The following is a 14,270-nucleotide window of genomic DNA, read 5'->3' as shown; positions in this document are numbered from 1 at the left end:
CTTCGGCCTCAAAGGGTCAGCGCGAGCTTGCCCGTGACGCGGCCGTCGAGGAGGTGCCGGACGGCTGCGGCGGTCTCGGCGAGCGGGTAGACGCGGTCGACGACGGGGCTGAGCACGCCTGCGTCGATGAGGGCGGTCAGGTCGCGGAGCCCGTCGGCGCGCTCCGAGGTGATGAAGGTGCCCAGATGCCGGCCGGTGAACGGGGAGAGCATCTGTGCGCGGATCTGCCGGTCGGTGCCGCCGAGCCAGAGGCCGTTCGTCTCGCTGCCGGTGATGACCAGTCTGCCGCGGGGGGTCAGGGCGCGGCGCAGGTCCCGGAGGCTGCGATGGCCCGCGATGTCGATGATGGCGTCGTAGCGGTGCGGGCCGGCGAGGAAGTCCCCGGGTACTCCTACGGCGACGAGTTCGAAGCCGGACTGGACCTCATCCTCAACGGCCTCCAGCAAGCGTCCGGTTGACGGGGCAACGGGACGCCCGTGGGCGATCCGGTGCCGTGTCCTCCCGGACGGACGGGGTCGGACGAACCGAGGGAGACCGGCGCGCCGTGAGGAGCCCGACGTCAGCGATTCAGGGTGGTCCGGAACCAGGAGAGGGTGGCGTCGACGGCCTGTGGGTGGGGTGTGGTGGGCAGCGGGCCGAAGGTGTCGGTGAACTTGCCGGCATCGGTGACGAAGGGGCGGTCGCGCTGGCGGCGGCCCTCGGGGCCTGCGGCTCGTAGCTGTGCGGGTGTGGCGGCGCGGGGCCTGCCTGCCGCCGGAGGCATGCGGCGGCGATCGGTCTAGAGTGCGTGTGGTAGTCGGCGTTTCAGATCTTTGGAGGGTTCGCTCGTCATGTCGGCCGAGGTCCACGAGTTCCAGGTTGAGGCACGTCAGCTCCTGCAGCTGATGATCCATTCGATCTACTCGAACAAGGATGTGTTTCTCCGGGAGCTGATCTCCAACGCCTCCGACGCGCTCGACAAGCTGCGGCTGGAGGCGCTGCGCAACGACGCGCTCGGGGCGGACGTGTCCGATCTGCACATCGCCCTCGAGACGGACGCCCAGGCGCGGACGCTGACGGTGCGGGACAACGGTGTCGGCATGTCGCGTGAGGAGGTCATTGCTCTCATCGGCACGATCGCCAGCTCCGGGACGGCGAGGCTGCTCAAGGAGCTGAAGGACACCAAGGACGCGGAAGCGGCCGCCGGTCTGATCGGCCAGTTCGGCGTCGGGTTCTATTCCGCGTTCATGGTCGCCGACGAGGTCACCGTGGTGACCCGGCGGGCCGGTGAGAGTCAGGGCACCCGCTGGACCTCGCGCGGTGAGGGCACCTACTCGGTCGACAGCGTCGACCAGGCCCCCCAGGGCACGGCGGTAACCCTTCACCTCAAGCCCGCCGATGTCGACAACCAGCTGCACGACTACACCGACGGCTGGAAGCTCCGGGAGATCGTCAAGCGGTACTCGGACTTCATCACCTGGCCCATCCGCATGCCCGCGCATGCCACGACGCAGGCCGGCACGGACACCGACGGCGAGAGCACCGAGCCCGCTTCGGCGGGTCTGGAGACGGTGAACTCGATGAAGGCGCTGTGGGCGCGATCACGGGACGAGGTGAGCGAGGAGGAGTACCACGAGCTGTACAAGCACCTCGCCCACGACTGGCTGGACCCGCTGGAGACCATCCGGCTCCAGGCGGAAGGCACCTTCGAGTACCAGGCCCTGCTGTTCATCCCCTCCCACGCCCCGCACGACCTGTTCACCCGCGACCACCGGCGCGGCCTGCAGCTGTACGTCAAGCGCGTCCACATCATGGACGACTGCGAAGAGCTCCTGCCGCCCTATCTGCGCTTCGTCAAGGGCGTTGTCGACTCCCAGGACCTCTCGCTCAACGTCTCCCGCGAGATCCTGCAGCAGGACCGGCAGATCCAGATGATCCACCGGCGCCTGACCAAGAAGGTCCTGGCCACCGTCAAGGACCTCATGACCAGTGCGCCCGACCGCTACGCCACCGTCTGGAGGGAGTTCGGCCCCGCTCTTAAGGAAGGCCTGCTGGGCGACGACGGCAACCGCGACACCGTGCTCGGCCTGAGTTCCTTCGCCTCGACGCACAAGGCGGACGAGCCGACCACGCTGGCGCAGTACGTGGGGCGCATGAAGGACGGCCAGGAAGAGATCTACTACCTGACCGGCGACTCCCGGGAAGCCATCGAGAATTCCCCGCACATGGAGGCCTTCGGCGCGAAGGGCATCGAGGTGCTGCTGCTGACCGACCCCGTCGACGAGGTCTGGGTCACCACGGTGCCCGCATTCGAGGGCAAGCAGCTGCGGTCCGTGGCCAAGGGGACGGTCGACCTGGACGCCGGCGCGCGGGACCCCCACACCGACAGCGAGCGCGAGAGCCGGCAGAAGGAGTACACCGACCTGCTGACCTGGATGACCGGGGTGCTTGCCGAGGACGTGAAGGAGGTCCGGCTCTCCACCCGCCTGACCGTCTCCCCGGCCTGTCTCGTCTCCGACACCCACGACATCACCCCGGCCCTGGAGAACATGTACCGGGCCATGGGCCAGGACGTCCCGCACACCAAGCGCATCCTGGAGCTCAACGCCGGCCACACGCTGGTCGCCAGTCTCAACAAGGCCCACGGCGAACGCGGCGACGATGCCGGTGCCGGCCTCGCGGGAATCGCCGAACTCCTCTACGGCATGGCCCTCATCGCCGAGGGCGGCGCGCTGAAGGACCCTGCGCGTTTCGCCAAGCTCATGGCAGACCACCTCGCCGTCTGATCCATCCGGACCTGCTCGGTGGGCCGTGACGCACCCGCGACGACGCGTCGCGGCCCACCGAGATCTGGCACGCGGGCACGAACCGGCGCGCAATCGCGGCATCGACATCGTGGCCTTGTGACTGCGAGGGGTATCGGACGACCTGCGGCGCGAGATCTTCGGTACGGCGCTGCGCCGCACCGATGGGTGGCTCCAGCGCACCCACACGTCTAGTGTGGAATAACGAGATAGCGACCCAAGCAGGTGCATCAATGAGCATCGGAACAGGAAAGACGAACAGGCTCATCGCGGCATTGAAGGCCTTTCTGGCAATCTCGGTCATCTCGGGATCCGGAGTATGGAATGAGAGCCGCGGGAATAGCTCGACGGTGGAGCCGTCGCCGTCGAATTACCCGCAATCTCAACCACCCGCAGGTTTTCGGTCCGAGTACGCGGAAGTAAATGACTTCCGTATGCACTACATGCAGGGCGGCAATGGCTCGCCGGTGGTGATGATCCACGGGTTCCCTCAGACGTGGGCCGAGTGGCGGCAGCAGATGGGCCCGCTCTCCAGGACCCACACCGTGATCGCCGTCGACCTGCGTGGCACTGGCAACTCACAGGTCACGGAGACCGGTTACCGGGCGGCGCAATTGGCCGAGGACGTGCATCAGCTGATGAAGCAGCTGGGACTCGACAACGGGATCCAGGTGGTCGCCCACGATGTCGGCGTCTGGGTCGCCTACGCCTACGCGGCGCAGTGGCCGTCGGAGGTGCTCCGCATGGCCGTGATGGAAGCCCCCGTCGCGGATGACAGCGCCTACGGCTTCCCGGCTCTGAGCGTTGACCCGGACAAGCCGTCGCCGTGGCACTGGGGCATGTTCCAGATGCCTCTCGCCGAGCACCTCATCGCCGGTCACGAGCGTGTCTTCGTCGAGGAAATGATCACTGCGTACCTGGTGGGCAACAAGTCACCGTTCACGCCGTCGGACTTCGACTACTACGCCGACTTCCTGAAGGAGCCCGGCCGCACGAAGGCCTGGATGAGCGTATACCGTCAGTTCCGCGCGAACGTTCAGCAGAACAAGGAGTTCCTGGCCCGCGGCAAACTGGAGATGCCCATCCTCGCCGTCGGCGCTCAGGATTCCTTCGGTGGAATGATTGTCGACCAATGGCGTGATTACGCCGTGAACGTCGACGGACGAGTCCTGGAGAATTCCGGTCACTTCGTGACGGAGGAGAAGCCACAGGAAGTGACTGACATGCTGCAGTCCTTCCTGCAGAAGTAGCCTTTGCGGCGCGTCCGAGACAACTGCCGCAGGGTGCAGTGCCGGTGGGTCACGCCCGACCGCCGCGATCCTTCCCGGGCTGAGCACCTCCTAGGTGCGCCGGATGACCAGTACGGCGACGTCGTCGAGGTGGTCCACGGCGACCACGGCGTCGAGGATCGCGTCTGCCATCGCCTCGGCGTCGAGCCGGTCGTGGAGGGCGCGGCCGGCCAGCGTTCCGGCTCTCTCCAGTCCGGCTTCCAGGGTCAGGCCCGGCCCTTCGACCACACCGTCGGTGACCATCACCAGCGCGGTGCCCTCTTCCAAGGTGAAGGTCTCCTCGGAGTAGTCGATATCGGGCAGGACCCCCAGGACGGGCCCTCCGGGCAGCGTGCGGATGCTGTGGCTGCCGTCGTCGCGTGCGTGCAGGAGCGGGACGTGGCCGGCGCTGGTGCCGATGACCTGACCGTTGTGCGGATCGATGTGCAGCATGGTGCAGCTGGCGAAGCGCGGTGCGTCCATCGTGGTGAGAAGCTCGTTGGTGCGTGTCAGCACCGTTCCCGGCTCGGGCTCATGGGCGGCGATCGCACGCATGGACGAGCGCACCTGGCCCATGAAGACCGCCGCATCGACGTCGTGCCCCTGGGCGTCGCCGATCTCCAGGGCCACCGCACCGTCGGGCAGGAAGAACGCGTCGTACCAGTCTCCGCCGATGTCCAGGCCGTCCCGGCTGGGCTGATAGCGGGCGGCGATCTCCAGGCCCGGGAGGTGCTCGGGCAGCGTGGGGAGCATGTTCTGCTGTACCGCCGTGGACAGCTCGACGTGGGCTTGCTGCAACCTGATGCGCCTCAGGGCCTGGCCTGCCAGATCGGCCAGAGTGGTCATGAAGGCGAGCTTCTCCAGGGACGGAGGGTGCTTGCTGTCGTACGTCACTGCCCAGGCTCCGAGCGGCCGGTCGCCCGCCGGGCTGAGAGGAGTGATCGACATGGCGACGTCGGGGCCGGACGGTGCCCGGGGCGCACTGGTGTCACTCAGCCAACACCGAGCCAGTTCCTCCTGGTTGGCGATGAACTGCGGCTCACCGGTGCGGATCGCACAGGGCAGCGGCCGGTCCTCGTCCAGCGACAGACCGAGCAGGGCATCGGCCTGCCATGTGGGGATCCCGGCGTCAGAGGAGACCCGCAGACGCCCGTCGTCGACGAGCGCGAAGAGAGCACCGAAACCGCCGAATGCCGCGGCGAGCCGGGTCAGGACAACCTGCTGAAGCTCCTGCTCGGTGGTGGCGGTGAACAGGGCCGAGGAGAACGCGGCGATCTCATCGGCGCGCTGCCGCTCGGCAGTTACCGCAGCCGGCACGTCGTTTCGGTGCGTCTCCACCGTGGACCCGTCGCGGATCACCCCGAAGACCCGTTCGGGACCGCCGTATCCCAGCCTGATCCGGCGGGATTGGCTGGCCAGCGTGCGCCAGCCGTCGTGCTCGGTGTGGAACCGCGACCTGATCCACGGGGACTGGGCGACGGACGAGCGCACAAGCCGCTGCACGTCCTTTCGGTCATCAGGGTGTACCCGCCGGATCACCATGGGCAGGGACATCGACGCCTGCGGGAAGAGCGTGGCCAGGGCGGGCTCGCCGCCCAGCCACTCGATCTGGTGCTCATCGGGTGAACACATGTAAAGGCCGAGGCCGGCGGCCTTGGCTGCCAGGTCGAACGGGATCAGCAGGGCGCCCAGGTCATGTCGCGCGTCCAACGAGTGCACCCACACCAGCCGCTCGCCATCCGCGGGGTCCGTTACCGGCCGCGCCTCGACGAGGCAGACCACGGACGCGTCGCCCGATCCAGGGAATTCCAGCACCCGCATGGCGAGCCTCTTCGTCGTGGCCCCGTGTGTCAGCAGGCTCTTGGCGGGGACGCGCTGGTCTTCGGACAGCAGGTCACTGAATCCGCGGCCTACGCACTCTTCCCCGGGCCTCCCCAGAGCAGAGGCCATCGCGGCGTTGAGACAACGGATGACACCGCCCAGGGTCAGAAGAGCCGACGGTGTAGCCCTTTGCAGGAGTTCGTCCGAGGCGTCCATCTGCCGCTCCCTGGCCGTCATCGAGCGATTTCACCCCGATAGACGTAACAATCCTATCTGTCACGGAACAGGTCGCGCGTCCACCGGGATGCGCCTGGACCGAGACTGGACTGTTTCGTCCACTTCGCTTAGGCTGAAAGGCGCTGCGCCGGAGTCGGTGCAGCCGGGCCTTTACGCCTACTTGGGGCGGAGGCCGGACCTCTTCACGGCAGCCGCCGATCGGCTCCCGGGAACTTTCCCGCCATGGGGCTTTCACGATGGACTGGAGGGCCGAGATGCCTGACGTTATGTTTTCGGACGCGGAATCGTCAGTGGTGGTGAGCGACAACGAGAAGGAGCATCGCTACGAGATATCCGTAGGCGGCCGGACGGCCGGCCATATGGGCTATCGGGCAATTGGCGCTCGACGCGTGTTGATGCACACGGTCATCTACGACGCATTCCGGGGGCGTGGTCTCTCCAACGTCCTCATCAAGAGCACCCTGGACTTTCTGCGCATCCACGGAAACACCATTTCAAATTACTGTCCGGTCGTCGACCGGTTCATCCGCAAGAATCCCGAATACATCAGCCTGGTCGACACCAAACACTCAGGCACCTGGGTCTCGTCCTCGTCGAGCTGACGATCGGGCTCAGTCCACGACGTAGGAGCGTACGTAGTTCAACGCCATCTGCATGGAGACGCGCATCGGCTCGACGTCCTGCGCGGTCTGGGCCAGCAGATAGCCACCCTGCAAGGCGGCCATGACGGCAGTGGCGAGCTGCTCGGGGTCTGCCTCTTCACGCAGCGACCCGTTCTCCTGCATGCGCTTCAAGCCTGCCGAGATGAGCTGCTGCCACTCGGCGAACGTCTCGGCAAGCTTGCTCCTCGATGTCGGGTCCTGCGCCGCACGCGCGCTGACCAGCGAGCCCAGCGCGCACCCGTAGGCACCGTTCTGCAGCGAGTTGAGCTGGATGAGCTTGTCGCTCCATCGCTCGAGCGCGCGAATGGAATTCATCCGCTCCAGCATTTGGCGATCACGGTTGAGGACCTGGTCGGTCCGCAACTCGATGACGCTGTGGACAAGCTGGTCCTTGTCCGCGAAATGGCGGTAAAGCTGGGATTTGCTCGTCCCGCTTGTTGCCCGTACGTCGTCGAGTGAGACCGCGTTGACGCCCCTCACGTGGAAAAGGTCGGCAGCGGCCTGAACAATTCGGTCGCGGGTGACAGCCCCACGCGAGGTCAGGCGCCGCTCTTGCCTGGGAGCATCATCTACGGACATGTGCCCGATATTACTACGCGCAATCACCCGGCAGCGGGGAGCCTGGGAGCGGTACCGACCCGCGCCGTGGGGTGTCGGTCGGCTGCTCCCTGCCCACCGGGGCGTCGAGCGCACGAGGTGCCGCCTTCGCAGGTGTACGTGTCGCGCCTGTCGCGTGGACCGCCTCTGCCGCTCACCGGATGCAGCCGGGGACGGTCGAATGCGGGCCCGACCGCCCCGCGCGACGACTTCTGGGCAGCAGTGGCTGCCGGTACGCATCAGGCTCCCGTGAGCACGGTGACGACCCCGGCGATGGCGACATTCGCAGCCGCCCACCACAATGGACTGCATGGTCCCTTCTTCTGTGTTATGACGGAAGAGGACGGCACGCTCCATGTCTTATGCAGTTGATAACCGACGATTATCGGTGGCGCTCTGAGCGGAGCAATCACCCGTGGTCGTGGCCTACAGGCTCGTCAGCCCAGGCGACGGCCGATGCCCCGTCCCGACAAGTGCGCGTCAAGACGCGGCTCGGCCAGGACGCCCATCGGAACTGGGGGTGCAGAGGCGGAGCGGGGCGAACCCGGCTCGGCATGGACGGCCGCCGCAAGCCCGTCGCCGGCATGCTCCGCCGGGGCGGCCGGCCGATACGCCCTGTCATTCGCGCACGCACCACCCGTAAAGGAGCATCACTGATGCGCGCAGCACTCATGTACGGCGCCGGCGATGTCCGCGTCGAGAACGTCCCCGACTCCGTCATCAAGCACCCGACCGACGCCCTGGTGCGGATCACCGCATCCTGCGTATGCGGCACGGATCTGTGGCCGTACGCCTCGCTGAAGCCCGAGGACGGACCGGCACGGATGGGCCACGAGTTCATCGGCGTCGTCGAGGACACCGGCGGGGAGGTGACCACCATCGAGCGCGGCGACCTGGTCGTCTCACCCTGGAGCACCTCCGACAACACCTGCGAGTTCTGCCGTGAGGGCCTGACCAGCTCCTGCAACCACCCGCAGGCGAACTTCTGGGACGGCGAGGCGGAGGAAGGCGCCCAGGCCGAAGCCATCCGCGTCCCTCTGGCCGACGGCACCCTCGTCAGGCTCCCCGTCGCCGCGGACTCGGCGCTCATTCCCTCCCTGCTGACGCTCTCCGACGTCTTCTGCACCGGCCACCACGCTGCCGTGTCGGGCGGAGTCGACGAGCGCACCCGTGTCACCGTGATCGGCGACGGGGCCGTCGGTCTGATGGCGGTCCTGTCCGCCAGGCGGCTGGGCGCCGAGCAGATCGTCCTCATGGGCCGCCATCAGGCGCGCACTGACCTCGGCCGAGAGTTCGGCGCGACGGATGTCGTCGCCGCCCGCGGCGAAGAGGGTGCCGAAACCGTCCGCGAGCTCACTGGCGGGTACGGCCCGCACGTGGTCCTGGAGGCCGTCGGCACCAGGCCCGCCTACGATCAGGCCCTCGCCGTCATCCGGCCGGGCGGGGTCATCAGCCGCGTTGGCGCCCCCCAGTACGAGGAAGCGCCCATCGGCATCGGCAGTCTCTTCCGTCACAACATCCGCCTGGCCGGCGGCCCCTCACCGGCCCGCGCGTACATCGAAGGACTGCTGCCCGACGTCCTGAGCGGCACGATCGAGCCCGGGAAGGTCTTCGACGCCACCACCGACCTCGACGGTGTTCCGAGCGGCTACCGGGACATGGCAGACCGCAGGAGCCTGAAGGTGCTCGTCAAGCCCTGACTCTGGCAGACACCGGTGGGGTGTGGCGCGGCCTTCACCCCACCCATTGCGAGTCGAGCGCGCAGGATTCCGCGCCGACCCGGTGGCCGGCCGCCGGTGCGACCTGGCGTCACCGTCATCCAGGGAACCGACTGCAGGCGCCGTCGTGGCCGGCCGGATCCGGGTTGAAGTACCGGGCGTCTCTAACGGGACCATCTTGACCAGTCGATCATCTGGATATGCTGTTAGAGTCGGGATGAGGCAGATGTTGTGGACCTTTTGGTTCACTTTTGAAAGCTTGCAACTGACCGCGTCCGGCGCGGACGCCGACGGGATGGAAGGAGGTACCCGATGAAGGCGATCGTTGTGACCGACCAGGCCGCGGGGACGGCCGGAATGAGGCTGGCGGAGCGCCCCACGCCCGAGGCGGCGGGGAACGATGTGCTTGTCGAGGTTCATGCGTCCGGATTCACCCCAGGTGAACTGACGTGGCCCTCGAACTGGACGGACCGCCTTGGTCGTGACCGCACGCCGTCGATCCCCGGTCATGAGCTCGCCGGGGTGGTCAGCGCCCTCGGCTACGGTACGACGGGGCTGTCCCTGGGACAGCGGGTCTTCGGCCTCACGGACTGGACTCGCGACGGCACACTGGCGGAGTATGCGGCCGTCGAGGCACGCAACCTCGCGCCGCTGCCCGGCGATGTCGACTTCACTGTCGGCGCGAGCCTGCCGATCTCGGGCCTGACGGCGTGGCAGGGGCTGTTCGGGCACGGCCGTCTTCGGCCGGGGCAGAGCGTCCTCGTGCACGGCGCGGCCGGCGGAGTCGGATCGATGGTGACGCAGCTCGCGCGCGAGGCGGGTGCCCACGTCATCGGCACCGGGCGCGCCGCCGATCGTCAGGCGGCGCTCGACCTCGGCGCGACGGAGTTCGTCGACCTGGACAACGAAGCGCTGGAGGACGTCGGCGCAGTCGATCTGGTGTTCGACGTCATCGGCGGCGACACAGGGAGGCGATCCGCGAGCCTGATCCGCGCCGGAGGAACGCTGGTGACCATCGCCGGCCCGCCGGAGGCGCGACCTGCCGACGGTCTGGCCATCGACTTCGTCGTCGAGTCCGATCGGGATCAGTTGCGTGAGGTGGTCCAGCGGGTGCGGGACGGACGGTTGCGTTCGGTCATCGGCAACGTCGCGGCCCTCGAGGACGCTGTGGCGGCCTTCAACCCGACCGAGCGCGTCAGGGGAAAGACCATCATCCGCGTCCGCTGATGGCTCATCAACCCTCCAAGAGGACGATCCGGTCCACTGGTGATCGATAGGGATGCCCCGTCATTCAGGCGGAGCCGGCACAGATACAGGAACGGCGATGACCAAGGTGCTGTGGGCTGACACGAGCGGCTCGATCAGAGTCTTCAAGGACGAGGACAACAGGTTCTACGAGGTTCAAGAGGACGGCAACTACGCAGGGCTGCTCGCCTACGAGCGCAAGGGCACTCACTACAGCCTGACGCACACGTACGTCCAGGAGGGCTACCGCGGCCGCGGCCTGGGAACGGCGTTGATCCGTGAGGCGCTGTCCGACCTGGCGAAGGAACACGCGGCGGTCACCAACAGGTGCCCCGTCGTGGATCGGTTCATCGAGAAGCACCCCCAGTTCCGCGAAATGCTCGATCTCGGGTCGCCGGCTGTCGACGACGTTCCCAACTGAGGCTTCCGCCGTCGCTCAGGCGGAGCGAGGTGCTGCAGGGTTCGCTCGCGCCGGGCCTGACGTCAGGCGCAAGAGCGACGGGACGTCGTTCGCAATCGACGCCGCCGCGGGGGTCGCTGAATCCCACTGTCCGGAAGCCACTTCGACAGCTTCACCGAGTGAGGTCAAGCCTATGGCCGAAGATGACAATGCTCTGCAGAACAGGCGCCTGACGCCGCGCGGAGCCATAACACGTGATCGCTTGATCCAGGCCGCTGCAGACCTCTTCTACGTCAGGGGTGTCAACTCGGTGACCTTGGATGACGTGCGAGCGGTGAGCGGGACCAGCAAGTCCCAGTTCTACCGCCACTTCGCAGACAAGGACGAGCTTGTGCACAGTGTAATCGAGTTGCGTGCCCGGCAGATTCTCGAGCGCGACCGACAGTATTTGGAACGGATGAACTCCTTCCGTGCCCTGGAGCGCTGGAGCGATTCGATCATCCGCCTCAACTCCCTCCAGGACGGAGCCTACGGATGCGCTCTGGGTGCACTCGTCGGATCTCGCGCGGCTCATGATCCCGCGGCCCGAAACCTGCTCGCTGAGAAGTTCGGCGAATGGCAGGAGTTGATCGCGGCCGGCCTGCGCCGGATGCAGGAGAGCGGTTCACTCAAGGAGGAGGCCGATCCTGCAAAGCTCGCCCTTTCCGTGATGGCCGCGCTGCAGGGAAGCTACCTGCTCGCCCAGATGGCACGCGACGTCGAACCGATGCGCGTCGCCATGGACATGGCGCTGGCCCACGTGAAGACGTACACCGTGGGCTGATCCATGGCGCACGAGGCAGGAACGTACGTAGGGATTCGCTGCCCACGCGCGCCATATCTCGGGACCGGTCCGGCTGCACACGCGCTGTCCGGCCCTTCCCCCTCTCTCCCGAGGAGGTCTTGCAGTTTCCTCGAAACGTGGACCGCTCGGTCCTCTGGGGTCGGCGACATGGGAGAGATGCCGCCACAACCGGGTGGCGGCGCCGATCGGGCGACAGCCCGGCAGACCGCAAAGGAGCAATGACATGAGCGACAACGAAGAGCCCTACGACATGGTCGTTTTCGGGGCCGGCAGCGCCGGGTACGCAGCCGCTTTGCGCGGGGCGCAGCTCGGACTCGGCGTCGCCCTGGTCGAACGCCACAAACTCGGGGGCACGTGCCTCCACAACGGCTGCATCCCGACCAAAGCCATACTGCACGCGGCCGAACTGGCCGACCAGGCACGCCAGGCCGGCGATGTGGGGGTGCACGCGTCCTTTCAGGGCATCGACATGGACGCCCTGCACGCCTACAAGAACAGCGTCGTCTCAAGCCTGTGCAATGGGCTGACCGGCCTTGTCGGCGCTCGTGGCATCACCTACGTGGAAGGAGAGGGCCGGCTGTCATCAGCGACCTCCGTCGATGTCGACGGCCGCCGGATCACGGGCCGTCATGTCGTACTCGCCACCGGGTCCGTTCCGAGGACCCTACCCGGACTGGAGATCGACGGACGGCGAGTGATCTCGTCGGACCATGCCCTCACCCTCGACCACGTCCCGAAGTCCGTGATCGTGCTCGGTGGGGGAGTCATCGGCGTCGAGTTCGCCTCCGCGTGGTCGTCGTTCGGAGCCCAGGTCACCGTTGTCGAAGCCCTGCCGCACCTTGTCCCGACGGAGGACGAGACGGTCTCCAGCCGGTTGGAGACCGAGTTCCTCAAGCGGGGTATCACCCTCCGCCTCGGTGTCCCCTTCGTCAGCAGCGAGTACACGCAGGACGGCATCCGCGTCCGTCTGGCGGACGGCCGGGCGCTGGAAGCGGACCTTCTGCTCGTGGCCGTCGGACGAGGCCCTGTCTCCCAGGGCCTGGGTTTCGAGGAGGCAGGCGTCGTCATGGACAGGGGGCACGTGCTGGTTGACGAGTACATGCGCACCAGCGTCCCCACCATCTCCGCTGTCGGTGACCTGGTCCCCACTCCGCAGCTCGCACACGTCGACTTCGCCGAGGGCATCCTCGTCGCCGAGCGAGTGGCCGGGAAGACCGCTGTGCCGATCGACTACGAGGGCGTTCCGCGTGTGACGTTCTCCCGCCCGGAGATCGCGTCGGTCGGTCTGACGGAGGCCAAGGCCAGGCAGGCGTACGGGGCCGAGAACGTCGACTCCGTCGTTCACGACCTCGCGGCCAACGCCCGTAGCCGGACGCTGAGAACGGAAGGGTTCGTCAAGGTCGTCCGGAGGAAGGACGGGGCAGTGGTCGGTGTTCACATGATCGGCGACCGGATCAGCGAGCAGATCGGGGAAGCGCAGCTCATCTACAACTGGGAAGCGTTCCCCCAGGACGTTGCCGGCTTCGTCCACGCCTACCCGACACAGGGCGAGGCGCTCGGTGAGGCCGCTCTCGCGCTGACCGGCAAACCGCTGAACTTGTAAGCCTGACCCCGCGGCGGCGATCGCGATGCGGGGCAGCCAACGTGGTCACGGCACGGCACGGGCGTCCGGGTCAGGCGCAGGCCGGTGGACCTCGCGGTCCACAAGTGGCTCTTCCGCGAAGAGCCACTCAGTCCATACTCCATGATGCTGCTCCTGGATATGGTGCCTATGGCCTGCACATTTCCGGGAGAGCCGATATCGGACATCTCGAGAATAAGAGGACTTGACAGTCCTGTTTTATCTTTGAGAGGCTTGACGAGAGTTCGTTGCGACCCGTGGCCTTCCCCTGGAGCAGGAACTGCCGGACTCACACCCAAGGCCCGGGCTCCCAAGGGGTCGCGGCGCGCGAGAGCCGTCCATCCCTTCATCCAGATCGCGACGGCTGCATTCCATGGCGAACGCAAGGCATTCCCAGGTGCGGTGGTCTGCCTGATCGCCTTGTTCGCGGCGTCGACCAGCTTCGGATCGACGGACCGTGACCGTGTGCGCGGCGAGGCGTACACGGCACCGAAACGACAGCCCACCTGCAGCGAACGCCGCAACAATGCAGAGAGGGAACAAGAAAATGAACGACACCAACACCAAGCAGTCCGCCGAAGATCTGGCGATCCTCGAGCGGCTCAACAATGACTACGTCCGCTCCGACCAGTTCAACGATGTCCAGCGCTTCAGCGAGCTGCTCGCCGAGGACTTCGTCGTGCAGACTCCGGGTGTCACGCGCAACCGTGCCGAGTTCCTCGAATACATCGCCGAGCCGCGGCCCTTCAAGGATCTTGCTGTGCACGACGTCAAGATCCGCATCCTCAGTGACGTCGCCCTGATCCACGGCCGTGCCACTTACACCATGCTCGCCGACGGAGCGGCGCAGGAAGCCCTGTACACGGACACGTACCAGAAGCGTGAGGGGGGCTGGGTCTGCGTCTCGGCCTGCGCGATCGCTCCGGGCACCTGACCGGAGCACGCGGTCGATGCCGTTGGGCGCGGGGATGCCCTCACATGGGGACCATGCCCAGGGGCACGTCACGAGACAACGCGTGGGCGACCGGCCACGAACACGACCGGCGGAATCGGTGCCGGTGTCGCCGCCGGCAC

13 protein-coding genes are annotated in these 14,270 nt (G+C 66.9%); 9 read left to right on the top strand and 4 right to left on the bottom strand.

Features of this window, described 5'->3' with window-relative positions:
* Positions 1-8: 8 nt before the first annotated feature.
* A complete protein-coding gene (locus tag ACFW3D_RS20940) occupies positions 9-446 on the bottom strand; it encodes a zinc-binding dehydrogenase (RefSeq protein WP_500505745.1) in 438 nt (145 codons plus the stop codon).
* Positions 447-559: 113 nt separating this feature from the next.
* Entirely contained in the window at positions 560-763 is a 204-nt protein-coding gene (locus ACFW3D_RS20935; RefSeq protein ID WP_500505744.1) for a hypothetical protein, read from the bottom strand.
* A gap of 67 nt (positions 764-830) precedes the next feature.
* Here ACFW3D_RS20935 and htpG point away from each other — a divergent pair, with 67 nt between their 5' ends.
* Both htpG and ACFW3D_RS20925 read left to right on the top strand, forming a co-directional pair.
* Positions 831-2,765 carry a molecular chaperone HtpG gene (gene htpG, locus ACFW3D_RS20930; protein WP_500505743.1) on the top strand — a complete coding sequence of 645 codons (1,935 nt, stop codon included), beginning with the start codon at positions 831-833 and terminating at the stop codon, positions 2,763-2,765.
* 251 nt (positions 2,766-3,016) lie between these two features.
* On the top strand, positions 3,017-4,033 hold the full coding sequence (locus ACFW3D_RS20925) for an alpha/beta fold hydrolase (protein ID WP_500505742.1): 1,017 nt from the start codon (positions 3,017-3,019) through the stop codon (positions 4,031-4,033).
* Between the two features lie 90 nt (positions 4,034-4,123).
* On the opposite strand, the gene ACFW3D_RS20920 is transcribed toward ACFW3D_RS20925, so the two are convergent.
* On the bottom strand, positions 4,124-6,088 hold the full coding sequence (locus tag ACFW3D_RS20920) for a SpoIIE family protein phosphatase (RefSeq protein WP_500505741.1): 1,965 nt from the start codon (positions 6,086-6,088) through the stop codon (positions 4,124-4,126).
* Between the two features lie 317 nt (positions 6,089-6,405).
* Here ACFW3D_RS20920 and ACFW3D_RS20915 point away from each other — a divergent pair, with 317 nt between their 5' ends.
* Positions 6,406-6,711 (top strand): GNAT family N-acetyltransferase, encoded by a 306-nt coding sequence (locus ACFW3D_RS20915; RefSeq protein WP_500505740.1) that lies wholly within the window; start codon positions 6,406-6,408, stop codon positions 6,709-6,711.
* A gap of 9 nt (positions 6,712-6,720) precedes the next feature.
* Here the strand turns inward: ACFW3D_RS20915 and ACFW3D_RS20910 are convergent, their stop codons facing one another.
* Entirely contained in the window at positions 6,721-7,350 is a 630-nt protein-coding gene (locus tag ACFW3D_RS20910) for a TetR/AcrR family transcriptional regulator (RefSeq protein WP_500505739.1), read from the bottom strand.
* Between the two features lie 674 nt (positions 7,351-8,024).
* Here ACFW3D_RS20910 and ACFW3D_RS20905 point away from each other — a divergent pair.
* The 6 genes from ACFW3D_RS20905 (at position 8,025) to ACFW3D_RS20880 (ending at position 14,130) form a co-directional block, all read left to right on the top strand.
* The gene (locus tag ACFW3D_RS20905) at positions 8,025-9,068 is read left to right on the top strand and encodes a zinc-binding dehydrogenase (protein ID WP_500505738.1); all 1,044 of its coding nucleotides are present in this window, start codon (positions 8,025-8,027) and stop codon (positions 9,066-9,068) included.
* Positions 9,069-9,398: 330 nt separating this feature from the next.
* Positions 9,399-10,313: an NADP-dependent oxidoreductase gene (locus tag ACFW3D_RS20900; protein ID WP_500505737.1), complete on the top strand. Its 915-nt coding sequence runs from the start codon at positions 9,399-9,401 to the stop codon at positions 10,311-10,313.
* A 97-nt stretch (positions 10,314-10,410) separates the two neighbouring features.
* Complete coding sequence (locus tag ACFW3D_RS20895; protein ID WP_500505736.1) at positions 10,411-10,752, top strand: GNAT family N-acetyltransferase; 342 nt, start codon at positions 10,411-10,413, stop codon at positions 10,750-10,752.
* Between the two features lie 172 nt (positions 10,753-10,924).
* Positions 10,925-11,554 carry a TetR/AcrR family transcriptional regulator gene (locus tag ACFW3D_RS20890; RefSeq protein WP_500505735.1) on the top strand — a complete coding sequence of 210 codons (630 nt, stop codon included), beginning with the start codon at positions 10,925-10,927 and terminating at the stop codon, positions 11,552-11,554.
* Between the two features lie 244 nt (positions 11,555-11,798).
* Positions 11,799-13,178 carry a dihydrolipoyl dehydrogenase gene (lpdA, locus tag ACFW3D_RS20885; RefSeq protein ID WP_500505733.1) on the top strand — a complete coding sequence of 460 codons (1,380 nt, stop codon included), beginning with the start codon at positions 11,799-11,801 and terminating at the stop codon, positions 13,176-13,178.
* A gap of 565 nt (positions 13,179-13,743) precedes the next feature.
* Positions 13,744-14,130, top strand: coding sequence for a nuclear transport factor 2 family protein (locus tag ACFW3D_RS20880; RefSeq protein ID WP_500505731.1), 387 nt, complete (start codon positions 13,744-13,746; stop codon positions 14,128-14,130).
* Positions 14,131-14,270: the final 140 nt, after the last annotated feature.

This window comes from Streptomyces sp. NPDC058864, from assembly GCF_042742985.1.
GTDB lineage: Bacteria > Actinomycetota > Actinomycetes > Streptomycetales > Streptomycetaceae > Actinacidiphila.
This window is presented reverse-complemented; position numbering and strand designations above follow the sequence as displayed.

What these genes read in the sequence shown, in the direction of transcription:
- ACFW3D_RS20920 (WP_500505741.1), bottom strand. Translation starts at nt 6,088, where the DNA reads ATGGACGCCTCGGACGAACTCCTGCAAAGGGCTACACCGTCGGCTCTT.
- ACFW3D_RS20910 (WP_500505739.1), bottom strand. Translation starts at nt 7,350, where the DNA reads ATGTCCGTAGATGATGCTCCCAGGCAAGAGCGGCGCCTGACCTCGCGT.
- ACFW3D_RS20905 (WP_500505738.1), top strand. Translation starts at nt 8,025, where the DNA reads ATGCGCGCAGCACTCATGTACGGCGCCGGCGATGTCCGCGTCGAGAAC.
- lpdA (WP_500505733.1), top strand. Translation starts at nt 11,799, where the DNA reads ATGAGCGACAACGAAGAGCCCTACGACATGGTCGTTTTCGGGGCCGGC.
- ACFW3D_RS20935 (WP_500505744.1), bottom strand. Translation starts at nt 763, where the DNA reads ATGCCTCCGGCGGCAGGCAGGCCCCGCGCCGCCACACCCGCACAGCTA.
- htpG (WP_500505743.1), top strand. Translation starts at nt 831, where the DNA reads ATGTCGGCCGAGGTCCACGAGTTCCAGGTTGAGGCACGTCAGCTCCTG.
- ACFW3D_RS20890 (WP_500505735.1), top strand. Translation starts at nt 10,925, where the DNA reads ATGGCCGAAGATGACAATGCTCTGCAGAACAGGCGCCTGACGCCGCGC.
- ACFW3D_RS20900 (WP_500505737.1), top strand. Translation starts at nt 9,399, where the DNA reads ATGAAGGCGATCGTTGTGACCGACCAGGCCGCGGGGACGGCCGGAATG.
- ACFW3D_RS20925 (WP_500505742.1), top strand. Translation starts at nt 3,017, where the DNA reads ATGAGCATCGGAACAGGAAAGACGAACAGGCTCATCGCGGCATTGAAG.
- ACFW3D_RS20880 (WP_500505731.1), top strand. Translation starts at nt 13,744, where the DNA reads ATGAACGACACCAACACCAAGCAGTCCGCCGAAGATCTGGCGATCCTC.
- ACFW3D_RS20895 (WP_500505736.1), top strand. Translation starts at nt 10,411, where the DNA reads ATGACCAAGGTGCTGTGGGCTGACACGAGCGGCTCGATCAGAGTCTTC.